Raw genomic sequence first — 16,583 nt, forward strand, 5'->3', positions numbered from 1 at the left:
TGGCGAGGGGATGAATCCCTTCGCCACAACATCCTGCAAACCTCAATGCTGGCCTTTCATCCAATTGTCATATTTCAGCCATAGAGTGTTCACACGGCTTCCCAATACTTGGCCGACTTAACACACCTATCTGCTAGGAGTAAGGCATGAAACTGAAGCGTTTGATGGCGGCAATGACCTTTGTCGCTGCTGGCGTTGCGACTGCCAACGCGGTTGCCGCTGTTGACCCTGCGATCCCGAGCTACACCAAGACCACTGGTGTGTCGGGCAACCTGTCCAGCGTCGGCTCCGATACCCTGGCCAACCTGATGACCTTGTGGGCCGAGAACTACAAGAAAGAATACCCGAACGTAAACATCCAGATTCAGGCCGCCGGTTCCTCCACCGCGCCACCGGCACTCACCGAAGGCACCGCCAACCTGGGCCCGATGAGCCGCAAGATGAAAGACAACGAGCTGCAGGCCTTCGAACAGAAGTACGGCTACAAGCCAACCGCTATCCCGGTTGCCGTGGACGCCCTGGCCGTGTTCGTGCACAAGGACAATCCGATCAAGCACCTGACCATGGCCCAGGTCGATGCGATCTTCTCCTCGACTCGCCTGTGCGGCGCCAAGGCTGACGTCAAGACCTGGGGCGACCTGGGCGTGACCGGCGACCTGGCCAACAAGCCAGTCCAGCTGTTCGGTCGCAACTCGGTGTCCGGCACCTACGGCTACTTCAAGGAAGAGGCCCTGTGCAAGGGCGACTACAAGCCAAACGTCAACGAGCAGCCGGGTTCGGCTTCGGTTGTGCAGTCGATCAGCAGCTCGCTTAACGGCATCGGCTACTCGGGTATCGGCTACAAGACCGCCAGCGTGAAAACCGTTGCCCTGGCCAAGAAAGAAGGCGGCGAGTTCATCGAAGACACCGAAGAAAACGCCCTGAACGGCAAGTACCCGCTGTCGCGTTTCCTCTACGTCTACGTCAACAAGGCGCCGAACAAGCCTCTGGCCCCGCTGGAAGCCGAGTTCGTGAAGCTGATCCTGTCCAAGCAAGGCCAGGAAGTCGTGGTCAAGGACGGCTACATCCCGGTTCCAGCCAAAGTTGCCGCCAAGGCACTGGCTGACCTGGGTCTGCAGGAAGGCGGCAACGTCGCCAAGAAGTAGTACCTGAGCCCGGGCCAACGCCCGGGCTGCGGTGGGAGTGCAGACCACTGCCACCGCCCAATTTTCCCATCCGCTGCCGCTTCTAGCTGGCGGCGGATTTGTTGCGTCACTTCACTGTCATCTTTCTGTCATACAGGATCGCTAGGGTGTGCGCATGAATGATCTGGCCAACTCCACAATGACTACGACTTCCCCTCCCAAGCGCATTGACTTCAATACGCCTGAGCTGCAACGCAAGCGCCGCATCCGCGCGCTCAAGGATCGCCTGACCCGTTGGTACGTGCTGATCGGCGGCCTCGCCGTACTGGCGGCCATTACCCTGATTTTCTTTTTCCTCGCCTATGTCGTGGTGCCCCTGTTCCAGGGCGCGGACCTGACCGCCAAGGACTCGATCACCCCGGCCTGGATGCAAGACGCCGGCAAACCGCTGATGATCGCCATCGAAGAACAGAACCAGGTGGCCATGCGTATTTCCGACAAGGGCCAGGCATTGTTCTATGAGCTCGACAGCGGCGCCGAGCTGCGTCGCGTCGACTTGCCGATTCCGGCCGGCGCCAGTGTGGTTTCCATCGGTGAAGACCAGCCCGGCAGCCCATTGGTGGCGATCGGCCTGTCCAACGGCCAGGCCCTGGTGTTCCGCCACACCTATAAAGTCAGTTACCCCGATGGCAAGAAAACCATTTCGCCCGCGATCGAATACCCGTACGGCGAGGCGCCGATCGCGCTGAACGAGCAGGGCGCGGCTTTGGAACACGTCAGCCTCAACGCCACCGATTCGACGCTGCTGCTGGCCGGCTCCAGTGGCGCGCAGCTGTATGTGCTGTCGCTGACCAGCGAAGAAAACATGATGACCGGCGAAATCACCAGCGAGCAGACGCGTATCGACCTGCCGCAGATGACCGAGCCAGTGAAGGACATCTTCGTCGACCCGCGCCAGCAGTGGTTGTACGTGGTCAACGGTCGCGCCCAGGCCGACGTGTTCAGCCTGCGCGACAAGAGCCTCAACGGTCGCTACAAACTGCTAGAGAACGCCGACACCCAAGTCACCGCCGCCGCTCAATTGGTGGGCGGGATCTCGCTGATCATCGGCGACTCCAAGGGTGGCCTGGCCCAGTGGTTCATGGCTCGCGATCCGGACGGTGAATCGCGCTTCAAACAGATTCGTACTTTCCAGATGGGCAGCGCGCCCATCGTCGAGATCAGCGCCGAGGAACGCCGCAAGGGTTTCGTGGCCCTCGACACCGCCGGCAAGCTCGGCGTGTTCCACAGCACCGCCCACCGCACCTTGCTGGTGGACCAGGTAGTCGACGGCCAAGGTCTGTTCGGCATGTCCCCACGGGCCAACCGCCTGATCGTGGAGCAGGGCGGCAAGCTGCAACCGTTGATGCTGGATAACCCACACCCGGAAGTGTCCTGGAGTGCGTTGTGGAGCAAGGTCTGGTACGAAAACTACGACGAACCCAAATACGTCTGGCAATCGACCGCCGCCAACACCGACTTCGAACCCAAGCTGAGCCTTTCGCCGCTGACCTTCGGCACCTTGAAGGCCGCATTCTACGCGATGCTGCTGGCCGCGCCGCTGGCGGTTGCCGCCGCGATCTACACTGCCTACTTCATGGCGCCGGGCATGCGCCGCAAGGTCAAACCGGTGATCGAGCTGATGGAAGCGATGCCGACGGTGATCCTCGGCTTCTTCGCCGGCCTGTTTCTGGCGCCGTACGTCGAAGGGCACCTGCCGGGCATCTTCAGCCTGCTGATGTTGCTGCCGATCGGCATCCTCGTCGCCGGCTTCGTCTTCAGCCGCCTGCCGGAATCCATTCGCCTGCGGGTGCCGGATGGCTGGGAAAGCGCGCTGTTGATCCCAGTGATCCTGTTCGTGGGCTGGCTCTCGCTGTACATGAGCCCGTACCTGGAAGCCTGGTTCTTCGGCGGCGACATGCGCATGTGGATTTCCCATGACCTGGGCATCACCTACGACCAGCGCAACGCCTTGGTGGTGGGCCTGGCGATGGGCTTCGCGGTGATCCCGAACATCTACTCGATTGCCGAAGACGCCGTGTTCAGCGTGCCGCGCGGCCTGACCCTGGGCTCTCTGGCCCTCGGCGCCACGCCGTGGCAGACCATGACTCGCGTGGTGATCCTCACCGCCAGCCCGGGCATCTTCTCGGCGCTGATGATCGGCATGGGTCGCGCGGTGGGCGAGACCATGATCGTGCTGATGGCCACCGGTAACACGCCGGTCATGGAGATGAACCTGTTCGAAGGCCTGCGCACCCTGGCGGCCAACGTGGCGGTTGAAATGCCTGAGTCCGAAGTCGGGGGCAGCCATTACCGCGTGCTGTTCCTGTCGGCCTTGGTGCTGCTGTTGTTCACCTTCGTCATGAACACCCTCGCCGAGCTGATCCGTCAGCGTCTGCGCAAGAAATATTCGTCGCTTTAAGAAAGGTAGAAGTCTGTGAAACAGAACTCCCTGAAAGGATGGTTCAAGAGCGGCGCCCCTGGCGTCTGGATCAGCGGTGGCGCGGTGTCCATCGCGGTCATCATGACCATTGGCCTGCTGGCGGTGATTGCCGTGCGCGGCCTCGGCCACTTCTGGCCGGCGGACCTGATCCACGCCAATTACAACGTGCCGGGCATGCCTGCGCACCTGGTGGTAGGCGAAGTCGTACAGAAAGAAGAAGTGCCTCGCGAGCGCCTGAAAAGTGCTGGCCTGCCGGTGCCGGACGAAGGCCCTGAGTTCATGACCCGTGAATTGGTCAAGGTCGGCAACCGTGACCTCAACGGCACCGACTTCACCTGGATCGTCGGCGACTGGCTGACCAACCAGACGACGCCACCGGAGCTGATGGCCCTTGAGCGCCGCGAGTGGGGCAATTTCTACGGCTACCTGGTCAACGTCAAGGAACAAGGCAAGGTCATCGCCGAGGGCGAAGCGGCGTGGCCGCAGTTGCAGGCGCGTATCGAGCGGGTCAACCAACTGGCCGACGAGCTCAAGACCCTGGAAAAAACCGACATCGGCGCGATCAACGCTGGCCTGGAGCGCATCCGCCTGCACGGTCGCAAGCTGGAGCTGGACGGCAAGCTCGACGCCGCCGCCCAGGCCGACCTGGAAAGCGAACGCGCCGAACTCAACGCTCGCTACAAGGACATCGAGGCGCGCCTGGCCGACCTGCATGGCCAGTTCAATCGCGACAGCCTGACGGCCCGCGACGCCAACGGCAAGGAAGTGGAAATCGAAATCGGCAAAGTGGTGCATGCCTACCAGCCAAACGGCATGGGCACGCTCACCAAGCTGGGTTTCTATTTCAGCAAGGTCTGGGAATTCCTCAGCGACGATCCGCGTGAAGCCAACACCGAAGGCGGTATCTTCCCGGCGATTTTCGGCACCGTGATGATGACCCTCATCATGGCAATGATCGTGACGCCGTTCGGCGTGCTGGCGGCGGTTTACCTGCGTGAATACGCGCGCCAGGGGACGATGACCCGTCTGATCCGCATTGCGGTGAACAACCTCGCCGGTGTCCCGGCCATCGTCTACGGCGTGTTCGGCCTGGGCTTCTTCGTCTACGTGCTGGGCGGTTCGGTTGACCGACTGTTCTTCCCCGAAGCCTTGCCGGCGCCGACTTTCGGTACCCCAGGCCTGCTCTGGGCATCGTTGACCCTGGCGTTGCTGGCGGTGCCGGTGGTAATCGTCGCCACCGAAGAAGGTCTGGCAAGGATTCCACGTACCGTGCGCGAAGGCTCTCTGGCCCTCGGCGCGACCAAGGCCGAGACCCTGTGGAAAATCGTCCTGCCGATGGCGAGCCCGGCGATGATGACAGGCATGATCCTCGCGGTGGCCCGTGCCGCTGGCGAAGTTGCGCCGTTGATGTTGGTGGGCGTGGTGAAACTGGCGCCGTCGCTGCCGCTGGATGGCAACTACCCGTACCTGCACCTGGACCAGAAGATCATGCACCTGGGCTTCCATATCTATGACGTCGGCTTCCAGAGCCCGAACGTCGAGGCAGCCCGCCCGCTGGTCTACGCCACGGCGCTGCTGTTGGTGCTGGTGATCGCGATCCTGAACCTGTCGGCGGTGTGGATTCGTAACCACCTGCGCGAAAAGTACAAAGCACTGGATAGTTGATTACACATCGATTTCCTGTGGGAGCGAGCCTGCTCGCGATGGCATCACCTCGGTTCTAAAATCAGACCGAGTCGCCTGAATCGCGAGCAGGCTCGCTCCCACACATACACAGATCGGCCTGGCCACTCATTGGCCAACCGAACCGAATTTGTTAGCACAGGGAGCCTCCCATGCAACACGAAGCACACACACACGGCATCAACATGTCGGCCCTGGGCCGCGACAAGCAGAGCTTGAACCTGGCTCAGGAAACCGTCGCCATCGAAGTGCCCGGCCTGAACCTGTTCTACGGCCAGAAGCAGGCGTTGTACGACGTCAGCCTGAACATCCCGAAACAGCGCGTCACCGCGTTCATCGGCCCGTCGGGCTGCGGCAAGTCCACCTTGCTGCGCACCTTCAACCGCATGAACGACCTGGTGGACGGTTGCCGCGTCGAAGGCGAGATCAACCTCTACGGCAACAACATCTACCGCAAGGGCGAAGACGTGGCCGAGCTGCGCCGCCGCGTTGGCATGGTGTTCCAGAAGCCCAACCCGTTCCCGAAAACCATCTACGAGAACGTGGTCTACGGCCTGCGCATCCAGGGCATCAACAAGAAGCGGGTCCTCGACGAAGCCGTGGAATGGGCCCTCAAGGGCGCGGCGCTGTGGGACGAGGTCAAGGATCGCCTGCACGATTCGGCCCTGGGCCTGTCCGGCGGTCAGCAGCAACGTCTGGTCATCGCCCGCACCATCGCGGTGGAGCCGGAAGTCCTGCTGCTCGACGAACCTTGCTCGGCACTGGACCCGATCTCGACACTGAAGGTCGAGGAGCTGATCTACGAGCTCAAGTCCAAGTTCACCATCGTCATCGTGACCCACAACATGCAGCAGGCGGCGCGTGTGTCCGACTACACCGCGTTCATGTACATGGGCAAGCTGGTGGAGTTCGGCGACACCGATACCTTGTTTACCAATCCGGCCATGAAGCAGACCGAGGATTACATCACAGGTCGCTATGGCTAGCCCTAGAGCCGCAAGCGTCAAGCTGCAAGCGGCAAGTAAAAAGCGATCCGAGTAACGACACACATCAGCTTGCAGCTTGAAGCTTGCAGCTCACAGCTTTTGCGGAGCAAAACCATGATTTCGAAGGAAGGCCTCACTCATCACATTTCCGCGCAATTCAACGCCGAGCTTGAAGAGGTGCGCAGCCACCTGCTGGCGATGGGCGGGCTGGTGGAAAAGCAGGTCAACGACGCGGTGACCGCGCTGATCGAGGCTGATTCCGGCCTGGCCCAGCAGGTGCGCGAGATCGATGACCAGATCAACCAGATGGAACGCAACATCGACGAAGAGTGCCTGCGCATCCTTGCCCGTCGCCAGCCGGCCGCTTCCGACCTGCGTCTGATCATCAGCATCTCCAAGTCGGTGATCGACCTTGAGCGGATCGGCGACGAAGCCACCAAGATCGCCCGTCGTGCCATCCAATTGTGCGAAGAAGGCGAAGCCCCGCGCGGTTACGTCGAGGTTCGCCACATTGGCGACCAGGTGCGCAACATGGTTCGCGACGCGCTGGACGCCTTTGCCCGTTTCGACGCCGACCTGGCGCTGTCGGTGGCGCAGTACGACAAGATCATCGACCGCGAATACAAGACCGCCCTGCGTGAACTGGCGACCTACATGATGGAAGACCCACGCTCTATCTCGCGGGTCTTGAGCATCATCTGGGTGCTGCGTTCCCTGGAGCGTATCGGCGATCATGCGCGCAACATCTCCGAATTGGTCATCTACCTGGTGCGTGGCACCGATGTGCGCCACATGGGGCTCAAGCGGATGAAGGAAGAAGTGGAGGGCACCCCGTCCGAAACCGCTAATGTTCCCGGTGAAACTGACGATAAGTAAGATTGCCAAGAAAAGCGCCCGGCCTTCTGGTCGGGCTTTTTTTTGCGCTTTTTTTAGTCGAAAGCAGCACCCCGCGAACGAAAAGTCCCGGCGTGACTGAAGCTTTTTGGCAATACGCCATCAGTAAGGCGGTATGCTTGCCGGGATTTTTTAGAGGTGTATCTGGATGAGTAAGGTCAGTGTGTTGGTCGTGGACGATGCTTCGTTCATTCGTGACTTGGTGAAGAAGTGCCTGCGCAACTACTTCCCAGGTATCCGCATCGAAGACGCGGTGAACGGCAAGAAAGCCCAGGCCCTGCTGGCCCGTGAAGCGTTCGACCTGGTGCTGTGCGACTGGGAAATGCCGGAGATGTCCGGCCTGGAACTGTTGACCTGGTGCCGCCAGCAGGACAACCTCAAAGGCATGCCCTTCGTGATGGTGACCAGCCGTGGCGACAAGGAGAACGTGGTCCAGGCCATCCAGGCCGGCGTATCCGGCTACGTCAGCAAGCCTTTCACCAATGAACAGCTGCTGACCAAGGTCAAACAGGCCCTGAACAAGGTTGGCAAGCTCGACACACTCATGAACAGCGCGCCGACCAAGATGAACTCGGCGTTTGGCAATGACTCCCTCAGCGCCCTGACCGGTGGCAAGCCCCCGACGGCGGCTGTTGCGTCGGCCCCCGCCGCCCCTGTGCCCGCCCCAGCTGCTCCAGCCCGTGGTTTGCTCAACAGCCCGCCGGTCAAGGCACCGGCCGCCACCACTTCGCCGACCAACCGTGGCCAAGGCCAGTTGCGCCTGTCCAGCGGCACCCAGCAATGCGTGATCAAGGCCCTGAGCCTCAAGGAAGCGCTGCTGGTGGTCAAGCGCACCGATACGCTGCCGCAAGTGCTGGAAAGCTCGGTACTGGATATGGAACAGGGCGACAACGCCGAGACCGCTCGTCTGAACGGCTACCTGCACGCCATCGTCGCCCATGAGCAGACGCCCGACAGCGAATGGTTGCAACTGACCTTCCGCTTCGTCGACAAAGACCCCCAAAAACTCGACTACATCTCCCGCCTGATCGCCCGCGGCACCGCCCAGAAGCACTTCGTACCGGGCGCCTGATACGGCGGCGCCCCTCAGTCCGCTTTCGTCGGATCGCCGCCCGGAGCAAGCTCGCTCCCACACTGATCTGTGTTTGTCACAAAATTTGTGTCCGCAGCAGATCCCTTGTGGGAGCGAGCCTGCTCGCGAAGAGGCCATCAGCTCCAACACCGACCGCTGATCCATTTTTGAAACATCTGCCGACTACGCTGGTCCATCCCAGCTGCTAGGCTGCTTTGCAGGCCTTCATTTCGACAGAATTCTTGCCCATGCTCGTGCCGTTGTTGTTCGCCTGTGGTCTCGTCCTGGCCGCCACCCCGGCCCTGGCCATGACCATCTACAAATCCACCGATGCCAATGGCGTGGTTTCCTATAGCGACCGCCCCAGCAAAGGCGCCCAGGTGTTCGTGTTCCGTGATCGGATGGTCGAACGCCTGGAGCGGCAGGTGTTCCTCGATATCAAGAAGCAGAAGGGCGCGGACGCGGTTTACGTGCGCAATGACCTGTATGCGCCCGTCGAGATCGAGTTGAGTTTCGTCGGGTTGCGCAACGTCAGCGGGGCGCCGAGCCGGCCGATTCGTAGGGTGATGCCGGCGCGCAGCAACCTGCGCCTGGCGCTGCTCACCGCCACCCGGCCCGGCAGGCCCCTCGTGTACACCCCAAGGTTCGAATATTCCCTGGGCGACCCGGCAGGCACCGCGCAGGCGTATCGCTACCCGCTGCCCTGGGTCGGCGGGCCGTTTCGACTGAGCCAGGGTGCCAATGGCCAATACAGCCACTACGGTCCCAAGAACCGCTACGCCATGGACATCGCGATGCCCGAGGGCACGCCGATCATCGCGGCGCGGGGCGGCGTGGTGGTCAAGACCGAAAACTCGCAGACCGGACGCGGCACCGACCCTTCCGGCAACTTCGTGCGCGTGCTGCATGACGACGGGACCATGGGTGTCTATCTGCACCTGCAAAAGGGCTCGGTGAGCGTACGGGAAGGGCAGCGGGTGGCGGTCGGTACGCCGTTGGCGCTCTCGGGAAACACCGGCAACAGCTCCGGCCCGCACCTGCATTTCGTGGTACAGCGCAATACCGGGTTGGGGCTGGTGTCGATTCCCTACCAGTTCAACCAACCGGTGGGCGACCTGCCCAATTTTGCGGTGGGTAAGCAGTAGACGTTCGCGGGGGCTTTTCGTGGCGAGGGAGCTTGCTCCCGCTGGGCCGCGAAGCGGCCCCAAAAGCGACGACTGCTGCGCCCGAAGCGTCGGACCGGCCGAGCGGGAGCAAGCTCCCTCGCCACAGGAGGCCCGCCGGGACGGTCAATCGAGCATCAACACCTTCGCCAGGATGATCTTGGGCCCCTTCATCTTTTTGATGATGATCCGCAGGCCTTCGACTTCCAGCACTTCTTCCTCTTCCGGCACGCGCTTGAGGGTTTCATAGACCAGCCCGGCCAGGGTCTCGGCCTCGATGTGGTCCAGGTCGATCCCCAACAGGCGTTCGACCTTGAACAGCGGCGTGTCGCCGCGCACCAGCAGCTTGCCCGGCTGGTAGGCCAGGATGCCGCGCTCGGCCTTGCGGTGTTCGTCCTGGATGTCGCCCACCAGCACTTCCAGCACGTCTTCCATGGTCAGGTAGCCGATGATGTTGCCATCGGCCTCTTCGACCACGGCGAAGTGCGAGCCGCCCTTGCGGAATTGTTCCAGTAATTGCGACAACGGCATGTGCCGCGACACGCGCTCCAATGGCCGGGTCAGTTCGGCCAGGTTGAACGATTCGGGAATGTGATCCAAGGCCGCCAGTTCCAGCAGCAGGTCCTTGATGTGCAGCAGGCCGACGAACTCCTGGCGCTCGCTGTCGTACACCGGATAACGGCTGAACTTGTGGCGGCGGAACATCGCCAGGATTTCCTTGAGCGGCGCGTTGAACTCCAGCGTCACCAGGTCTTCCCGGGAGTTGGCCCAGTCCACCACTTCCAGCTCGCCCATTTCCACGGCGGAAGCCAGCACGCGCATGCCTTGGTCGCTTGGGTCCTGGCCACGGCTGGAGTGCAGGATCAGCTTCAGCTCTTCGCGGCTGTAGTGGTGTTCATGATGAGGCCCGGGCTCGCCTTGGCCGGCGATGCGCAGGATGGCGTTGGCGCTGGCATTGAGCAGGTAGATCGCCGGGTACATGGCCCAATAGAACAGGTACAACGGCGCGGCCGTCCACAAGGACAGCAGCTCGGGTTTGCGAATCGCCCAGGATTTGGGCGCCAGCTCGCCGACCACGATGTGCAGGTAGGAAATGATGAAGAACGCAGTGAAGAACGACACGCCCTTGATCACTTCCGGCGACTCGACGCCGATCGCGCCCAGCAACGGCTCGAGGATATGGGCGAACGCCGGCTCACCGACCCAGCCCAGGCCCAGGGAGGCGAGGGTAATACCCAGCTGGCAAGCCGACAGGTAGGCGTCGAGCTGGCTATGGACAGTGCGCAGGATATGCCCACGCCAGCCATGCTGCTCGGCGATGGCCTCGACCCGGGTCGAGCGCAGCTTGACCATGGCGAACTCCGCCGCAACGAAAAATCCGTTGAGCAGGACCAGGATCAAAGCAAAGAGAATCATGCCGAATTCGGCGAAGAGCGTAACGAGGGACAAGCCAGGGGAAGGGTCCATGATGGAGTTTTGCAGGTTCCGTAAGTGCGTAAGGTTCGAAATCAGTGCCTGAAAAGGCAGGCATAAGTCAGCCAATGTAGCGGCTGACTTGGCGATTGCCTAGAGGGAAGGGCTGGTCGGCGTCACTCGTCGCGGTTGGGGAGGCGCGCGCGAACCACCTGTGCTGGAGCGAAATGGCAGGTGAAGGTGCTGCCGTGACCGGGCACGCTGCTGATTTCCATGCGTGCACGGTGGCGCAGCAAGACGTGTTTGACGATGGCCAGTCCCAGCCCCGTGCCGCCGGTGTTGGAGTTGCGGCTGGAGTCGACCCGGTAGAAGCGTTCGGTCAGGCGCGGCAGGTGCTTGCTGTCGATGCCGATACCGGAATCGCGCACGCTCAGGTGCGCGCCCTGTTCATCGCCCCACCAGCGGACGTGGATCCGTCCTTGTTCGGGCGTGTACTTGACCGCGTTGAACACCAGGTTGGAAAACGCGCTGCGCAGTTCCGCCTCGCTGCCTTTGAGCTGGACGGCCGGGTCGGCTTCGAGGGTGATGGCCTGTTGCTTGGGGCCGGACAGTTCCTGTGCATCCTCGACGATGATCTGCAGAAGTTCGTCGATGGGTACCGGCTGGTTGTCCGACGGGTAATCGGTGGCTTCCAGTTTCGCCAGCAGCAGCAAATCGTTGAGCAAGGTCTGCATGCGCCCGCCTTGTTGCTGCATCTGCTGCAAGGCCCGGCTCCAGCGCGGGTTCACTTCCTCGACGTTGTCGAGCAAGGTTTCCAGGTAACCGCAGATCACCGTCAGCGGGGTACGCAGCTCGTGGGACACGTTGGCGATGAAATCCTTGCGCATCTGTTCCAGCTGATGGATGCGCGTCACGTCCCGCACCAGCATCAAATGCTCGTTGTTGCCGTAGCGGGTGATGTAGAGCTGGATGCGCAATCGATCGTTGGTGGGCGAAGGGATTTCCAGGGGTTCGGCGTAGTTGTCCTGCTCGAAATATTCCTTGAACCGCGGATGGCGAACCAGGTTGGTCACCGGTTGGCCACTGTCCTGGGGGGTCTTGAGGCCCAGCAGGGTTTCGGCGGCGCGGTTCCACCACTCCAGGTTGCCTTCGCTGTCGAGCATGATCACCGCGTCTTTGAGCGCCGCGGTGGATTCCTGGACGCGGTCGATCACCGCTTGCAGGCGGCCACGAACGCGCTGGTCGCGCCGTTGCAGATGATAGATGCTGTCGAACACCTCGCCCCACAGGCCGTAGCCATCGGGCGGGGCTTCGTCGGGTTGGTGCAGGCGCAGCCACTCATGCAGGCGCAGCAATTGCTTGAGGGTCCAGGCAAGGTAAAGCGCCAGCCCCACGGCCAGGCTCCAGCCGTAATATCCGGTGATCAGGCCGATCAACAGGCATCCGGTAACCAGCAACAACATATGGCGGATGAGGGTGCCATGCCAGTTTTGATTCACGTGAACGCGCGTCCTTGTCAGCTTGTCGGGCGGTAAGGGCTCGTATCAGGCCTTTGTCGAGAAACGATACCCGGTGCCGCGCACGGTTTGTACCAGATTCTCGTAGGCATCGCCGAGGGCCTTGCGCAGGCGCCGGATGTGCACGTCCACGGTGCGTTCCTCGACGTACACGTTGCCGCCCCAGACCTGGTCCAGCAGCTGCCCGCGGGTGTAGGCGCGCTCCTGGTGAGTCATGAAGAATTGCAGCAGGCGGTATTCGGTCGGGCCCATCTCGGCGGGCTTGCCGTCGATGGTCACCCGGTGGCTGATCGGGTCGAGCAGCAGGCCGCCGACTTCGATGGGCGCTTCGCCATCCGTCGGCCCGGCACGACGCAGCACGGCCTTGAGGCGCGCCACCAGTTCCCGAGGGGAAAACGGCTTGGTGATGTAGTCGTCGGCGCCGACTTCCAGGCCCTGGATCTTGTTGTCCTCTTCGCCCTTGGCGGTGAGCATGATGATCGGAATGTCGCCGGTCAGCTCATCGCGCTTGAGGCGCCGCGCCAATTCGATGCCAGACGTGCCGGGCAGCATCCAGTCCAGCAAAATCAGGTCCGGCTTGCGGTCGACGATGATGGCGTGGGCCTGTTGGGAGTTCTCTGCTTCCATGCAGTCATAGCCGGCCATCTCCAACGCAACGGCGATCATCTCGCGAATGGGCGCCTCGTCGTCGACGATCAGAATGCTCCTGCCAACCATGGGTTAATCCTCTTGTCATTTAACTGTCTTGCGCCGCATTAGATAACGGAATTATTGCAGCTGTGTGACAGTTATTTCCACGAGCTGCAGCAAACGAGATCCTGGACTACGCTTTGAGTCCGAATCCTGACAACTGCAAAGGAAGGTTTCCATGAATTATTACACCCGATCCATCAAGGCGCTGGGGCTGGTGGCTGCTCTGGCATTGCCGGGAATGGCGTTTGCGGCTGACGAGCCGGCGATGGTCAAGGACGGTGTGCTGGTCGATCACAAGGGCATGACCTTGTACACCTACGACAAGGACGGCGATGGCAAGTCGGTGTGCAACGGCCAATGCGCAACCAATTGGCCGCCGCTGATGGCCGAGAAGGGAGATGAATCCAAGGGGGACTGGACCGTAATCAAGCGTGACGATGACTCGATGCAGTGGGCCTACAAGGGTAAACCGCTGTACACCTTCGTAATGGACAAGAAGGCCGGAGACATGACTGGCGACGACAAGATGGACGGTGCATGGAAAGTGGCCAAGACTAAATGACCTTCGGCGTTCAGATTGCGCTTGTGGAAGCTTGCTCCCGCTGGGCCGGTCCGACGCTTCGGGCGAAGCGGCCCCACAATCCAGCGGTCGCTGCGCTACCGAGCGGGAGCAAGCTTCCTTGAACAACATCGAGCCTTCACGTCACATTGACGTCCCGCTCACGGCTTTTTAACCAACGCCGCCGGAAACTGACCGCCTTAGCCCCGTGGTCTTCCGGTCGCCGCCCAATGCTCAAGTTCCGCCTTCACCCCGTGTCCTGCCTGGTTCTGCTGCTGATGCTCGCCGCCCCCGCAACCCAGGCTGCGGAGACGACGCAGGCGCGGCCTGCCGAATGGGCCCAGCCGGTGGGAAAGCAGTACAACCTCTACCAGATGTCCCCGACGCTATACCGCAGCGCGTTGCCGGATGAAGGCGCCGTCTCCCTGCTAAAAAGACTCGATATCGGCACGGTCATCAACTTCTTGCCCGATTCGGATGCCAGTTGGCTGGCGGCTCCGGGCATCGAGCGGGTTCAATTGCCTTATCGCACCAATCACGTCGACGACAGCGATATTCTAAAGGCCCTTCGAACCATCGAGGATGCCGAGGCTCATGGCCCGGTGCTCATGCATTGCAAGCATGGCTCGGACCGCACCGGCTTAGTGGCCGCCATGTACAGGATTGTCGTCCAGGGCTGGAGCAAGGAGGACGCGCTGGACGAGATGACCGAGGGCGGCTTCGGTGACAGTCACTCTTTCAAGGACGGGGTCCGCTACGTCATGCGGGTTGACGTGGAGAAACTGCGCACGGCATTGAAGAACGGCGATTGCAGCACCAGCGTTTTTGCCCTGTGCTCGCTCAAGAGCTGGGTCAACTCGACGACGACGGCGCATCATCTCGACCCTCAGACGCTTGTTCCTTCCCGTTGATCGGTCGCCTGCAAGAATTCCGCGATGGACTCGGACAGTGGCCGTGAATCGCCGCGTTCCAATATCGTTTCGCGTAGCGCCTTGCCGGTCTTTCGGTCAAACAACCCGTTGCGCTTGAACCGCTTGAATACGGTCTTGGCCAGGGTTCGGGACCAGGCGTAGGCATAAATCCCGGCGTCATAGCCCGTGACCATGTAATCCAGGCCATTGGGCCAGCGTTCGTTCTCGAACGCCGGCAAATGGCCGACTTGCTCGCGGACCTGATCGAACACTTGCTGGGGCGTCCGCCCGTCGCCGTGGCTGCGGTGCAGCTCCATGTCGAATAACGCAGCGCGCAAAAGCCCCGCATCGACCCAACTGGTTTGGGTCTTCAGATACGTCAGCAATCGGTCGGCGACTTCGTTCGGCAACGATGCCCCGGTCTGGTGGTGCTTCGATACTCGGATCAGAAATTGTTTGGAGAAGCACCACCGTTCGAACAGTTCGCCAGCGAATTCGGCGGCGTCCCGACTGAGCTCGATGATGCCCGACACGTCGCGGTATTCGACCCGGCTCAACACATGGTGCAGGCAATGTCCCAATTCGTGAAAAAGCACTCGTAACTGACGATGGTCCAGCAACAGCGGGGTCGCAGCGGAGCCTTGTGGCAACCAGCCGTTCAGCACTGCCACAGGATAACGAGGCCGCCCCTCGGCGGTGATGCGGCGGTTTCGCAGGGTGCTGGTTTGTGGAAAGCCGTTCTGGTCCGCGTGTTCGAAAGGATCGAAATAGAAATAGCCAACGGTTTCGCCTCGCTCGCTGACCTCGTAAAGCCGCACCTGCGGGTGCCAGGTCGTCACGTCCGCACGCACGATGATATCCACGCCAAACAGGTCCCGGGCGACCAAAAGCAACCGTGCGAACGTCGGCTCCAACGGGAACCAGGCGCTGACGTCCTGTTCCGAAACGCCGGCCGTTTGCCGACGAAGCTGCTGGGCCAGGTAGAGATAATCCCAAGGCTCCACCTTGCTGAAGCCTTGCGTCCTGGCGAATGCATCGAGCTGCTTCCTGTCCTCGTCGAACGAGGCTTGGTGCTGTTCGAGCTGCCCGTTGAGAAATGTCAGGACCTCCTCTGGTGACTGTGCTTGCTCCGCCTCGATCGCCATCTGCGCGTAATTCGAATAGCCGAGCAGCGTCGCGAATTCATGGCGATCCTTGAGCAACTGGCGCAGCACTTCGCCGTTGTCGTAAATCCCGGCATGGGGTCCTTGATCCGAAGCGCGCGTGCTGTAGGCGACGTACATTTGCTTGCGCAGGCTGGAGTCGTCGGCATAGCGGGTGACGATGCGAAACGATTCATCGTCAAGTGTCAGCAACCAACCGGACTGGCCCTGTTCGCGCGCTTGCCTGGCCATTTGCTGCTTGAACGCAACGGGCAGCCCGCCCAATGCTGCTTCATCCTGGAAGGACTTGCTCCAGGCCTTGTTTGCCTCATGCAAGTGTTCCAAGAACAGGCTTCGCGCACCCTCCATACGCGCCTTCAAATCTTCCAGGGTTTCCTGCGCGGCGGAGCCCATCCCGTCCCGGTGCCACTGCCGCAGGATTTTTTTCAGCGTTCTTTTCCTGACCGGGGAAAAATGCACGGCGATCTCACTGTCCGCCAGGCGCTGGTAAAGTTGAAACAATTGGGTATTGCGCAGCAGCGATCGCTGGAAATCATCCAGGCGCTCCTCGCAGTCGAGTGAAGCCCGCGCCCAGGCCTCGCCACTTCTGGTGGATGCCATGCGGTCCAGTACATAGCCGAAGCCTTTCAGTCGCCCATGGATTTCGTCCATCGCCAGCACCAGGTCGTCCCAGGTCGGGAAGGGGGCCTGGGTCTCGATGATCTCGGCGACCTTGGCCCGGCTCTCGGCAAGAATCTGGTCCAGGGCCGGGGAGAAGTGTTCGGCCTGGATCTTCGAAAAGGGCGGCAGGTCGTAAGGCTGCAGCAGGGGGTTATCAGCGTGTTGCATGGGGGCTTCCTGTCAGTCGGACGTGTCAGGTCAGTCTGATCAGGAAAGGGGGCAACCTTGCGGTAACTATGTATCGCTTCCGGGCCGAGCGGCCC

The 16,583-nt window shown here is 61.4% G+C and carries 13 protein-coding genes; 9 read left to right on the forward strand and 4 right to left on the reverse strand.

Annotated features, from left to right (window positions below):
- Positions 1-146: 146 nt before the first annotated feature.
- The 7 genes from ACLK1G_RS20635 (at position 147) to ACLK1G_RS20665 (ending at position 9,386) form a co-directional block, all read left to right on the forward strand.
- Positions 147-1,145 carry a phosphate ABC transporter substrate-binding protein PstS gene (locus ACLK1G_RS20635; protein ID WP_420767110.1) on the forward strand — a complete coding sequence of 333 codons (999 nt, stop codon included), beginning with the start codon at positions 147-149 and terminating at the stop codon, positions 1,143-1,145.
- Positions 1,146-1,299: 154 nt separating this feature from the next.
- On the forward strand, positions 1,300-3,585 hold the full coding sequence (locus ACLK1G_RS20640; protein WP_420767111.1) for an ABC transporter permease subunit: 2,286 nt from the start codon (positions 1,300-1,302) through the stop codon (positions 3,583-3,585).
- Between the two features lie 15 nt (positions 3,586-3,600).
- Positions 3,601-5,271 (forward strand): phosphate ABC transporter permease PstA, encoded by a 1,671-nt coding sequence (pstA, locus tag ACLK1G_RS20645; RefSeq protein ID WP_420767112.1) that lies wholly within the window; start codon positions 3,601-3,603, stop codon positions 5,269-5,271.
- 170 nt (positions 5,272-5,441) lie between these two features.
- The gene (gene pstB / locus ACLK1G_RS20650; protein ID WP_420767113.1) at positions 5,442-6,275 is read left to right on the forward strand and encodes a phosphate ABC transporter ATP-binding protein PstB; all 834 of its coding nucleotides are present in this window, start codon (positions 5,442-5,444) and stop codon (positions 6,273-6,275) included.
- A 114-nt stretch (positions 6,276-6,389) separates the two neighbouring features.
- Complete coding sequence (phoU, locus tag ACLK1G_RS20655) at positions 6,390-7,151, forward strand: phosphate signaling complex protein PhoU (RefSeq protein ID WP_030139132.1); 762 nt, start codon at positions 6,390-6,392, stop codon at positions 7,149-7,151.
- 166 nt (positions 7,152-7,317) lie between these two features.
- A complete protein-coding gene (locus ACLK1G_RS20660; RefSeq protein WP_420767114.1) occupies positions 7,318-8,241 on the forward strand; it encodes a response regulator in 924 nt (307 codons plus the stop codon).
- A gap of 248 nt (positions 8,242-8,489) precedes the next feature.
- Entirely contained in the window at positions 8,490-9,386 is an 897-nt protein-coding gene (locus ACLK1G_RS20665; RefSeq protein WP_420767115.1) for a peptidoglycan DD-metalloendopeptidase family protein, read from the forward strand.
- 144 nt (positions 9,387-9,530) lie between these two features.
- On the opposite strand, the gene ACLK1G_RS20670 is transcribed toward ACLK1G_RS20665, so the two are convergent.
- The 3 genes from ACLK1G_RS20670 to phoB all read right to left on the reverse strand — a co-directional run bounded on the left by ACLK1G_RS20670 (position 9,531) and on the right by phoB (position 13,051).
- Positions 9,531-10,871, reverse strand: a complete 1,341-nt coding sequence (locus ACLK1G_RS20670) for a hemolysin family protein (protein ID WP_420767116.1) — start codon at positions 10,869-10,871, stop codon at positions 9,531-9,533.
- A gap of 122 nt (positions 10,872-10,993) precedes the next feature.
- A complete protein-coding gene (phoR, locus tag ACLK1G_RS20675) occupies positions 10,994-12,280 on the reverse strand; it encodes a phosphate regulon sensor histidine kinase PhoR (protein ID WP_420767174.1) in 1,287 nt (428 codons plus the stop codon).
- Positions 12,281-12,361: 81 nt separating this feature from the next.
- A complete protein-coding gene (phoB, locus tag ACLK1G_RS20680; RefSeq protein WP_003177195.1) occupies positions 12,362-13,051 on the reverse strand; it encodes a phosphate regulon transcriptional regulator PhoB in 690 nt (229 codons plus the stop codon).
- 151 nt (positions 13,052-13,202) lie between these two features.
- On the opposite strand from phoB, the gene ACLK1G_RS20685 reads away from it, so the two are divergent.
- Positions 13,203-13,589 (forward strand): COG4315 family predicted lipoprotein, encoded by a 387-nt coding sequence (locus ACLK1G_RS20685; protein WP_420767117.1) that lies wholly within the window; start codon positions 13,203-13,205, stop codon positions 13,587-13,589.
- Positions 13,590-13,816: 227 nt separating this feature from the next.
- Complete coding sequence (locus ACLK1G_RS20690; protein WP_420767118.1) at positions 13,817-14,497, forward strand: dual specificity protein phosphatase family protein; 681 nt, start codon at positions 13,817-13,819, stop codon at positions 14,495-14,497.
- Here the strand turns inward: ACLK1G_RS20690 and ACLK1G_RS20695 are convergent.
- On the reverse strand, positions 14,473-16,488 hold the full coding sequence (locus ACLK1G_RS20695) for a M3 family metallopeptidase (protein WP_420767119.1): 2,016 nt from the start codon (positions 16,486-16,488) through the stop codon (positions 14,473-14,475). The two genes, ACLK1G_RS20690 and ACLK1G_RS20695, sit on opposite strands and share 25 nt — an antisense overlap.
- Positions 16,489-16,583 lie beyond the last annotated feature (95 nt).

Source organism: Pseudomonas algeriensis, from assembly GCF_048847255.1.
GTDB lineage: Bacteria > Pseudomonadota > Gammaproteobacteria > Pseudomonadales > Pseudomonadaceae > Aquipseudomonas.

What these genes read in the sequence shown, in the direction of transcription:
- ACLK1G_RS20635 (WP_420767110.1), top strand. Translation starts at nt 147, where the DNA reads ATGAAACTGAAGCGTTTGATGGCGGCAATGACCTTTGTCGCTGCTGGC.
- ACLK1G_RS20640 (WP_420767111.1), top strand. Translation starts at nt 1,300, where the DNA reads ATGAATGATCTGGCCAACTCCACAATGACTACGACTTCCCCTCCCAAG.
- pstB (WP_420767113.1), top strand. Translation starts at nt 5,442, where the DNA reads ATGCAACACGAAGCACACACACACGGCATCAACATGTCGGCCCTGGGC.
- phoU (WP_030139132.1), top strand. Translation starts at nt 6,390, where the DNA reads ATGATTTCGAAGGAAGGCCTCACTCATCACATTTCCGCGCAATTCAAC.
- ACLK1G_RS20660 (WP_420767114.1), top strand. Translation starts at nt 7,318, where the DNA reads ATGAGTAAGGTCAGTGTGTTGGTCGTGGACGATGCTTCGTTCATTCGT.
- ACLK1G_RS20665 (WP_420767115.1), top strand. Translation starts at nt 8,490, where the DNA reads ATGCTCGTGCCGTTGTTGTTCGCCTGTGGTCTCGTCCTGGCCGCCACC.
- ACLK1G_RS20670 (WP_420767116.1), bottom strand. Translation starts at nt 10,871, where the DNA reads ATGGACCCTTCCCCTGGCTTGTCCCTCGTTACGCTCTTCGCCGAATTC.
- phoR (WP_420767174.1), bottom strand. Translation starts at nt 12,280, where the DNA reads ATGTTGTTGCTGGTTACCGGATGCCTGTTGATCGGCCTGATCACCGGA.
- phoB (WP_003177195.1), bottom strand. Translation starts at nt 13,051, where the DNA reads ATGGTTGGCAGGAGCATTCTGATCGTCGACGACGAGGCGCCCATTCGC.
- ACLK1G_RS20685 (WP_420767117.1), top strand. Translation starts at nt 13,203, where the DNA reads ATGAATTATTACACCCGATCCATCAAGGCGCTGGGGCTGGTGGCTGCT.
- ACLK1G_RS20690 (WP_420767118.1), top strand. Translation starts at nt 13,817, where the DNA reads ATGCTCAAGTTCCGCCTTCACCCCGTGTCCTGCCTGGTTCTGCTGCTG.
- ACLK1G_RS20695 (WP_420767119.1), bottom strand. Translation starts at nt 16,488, where the DNA reads ATGCAACACGCTGATAACCCCCTGCTGCAGCCTTACGACCTGCCGCCC.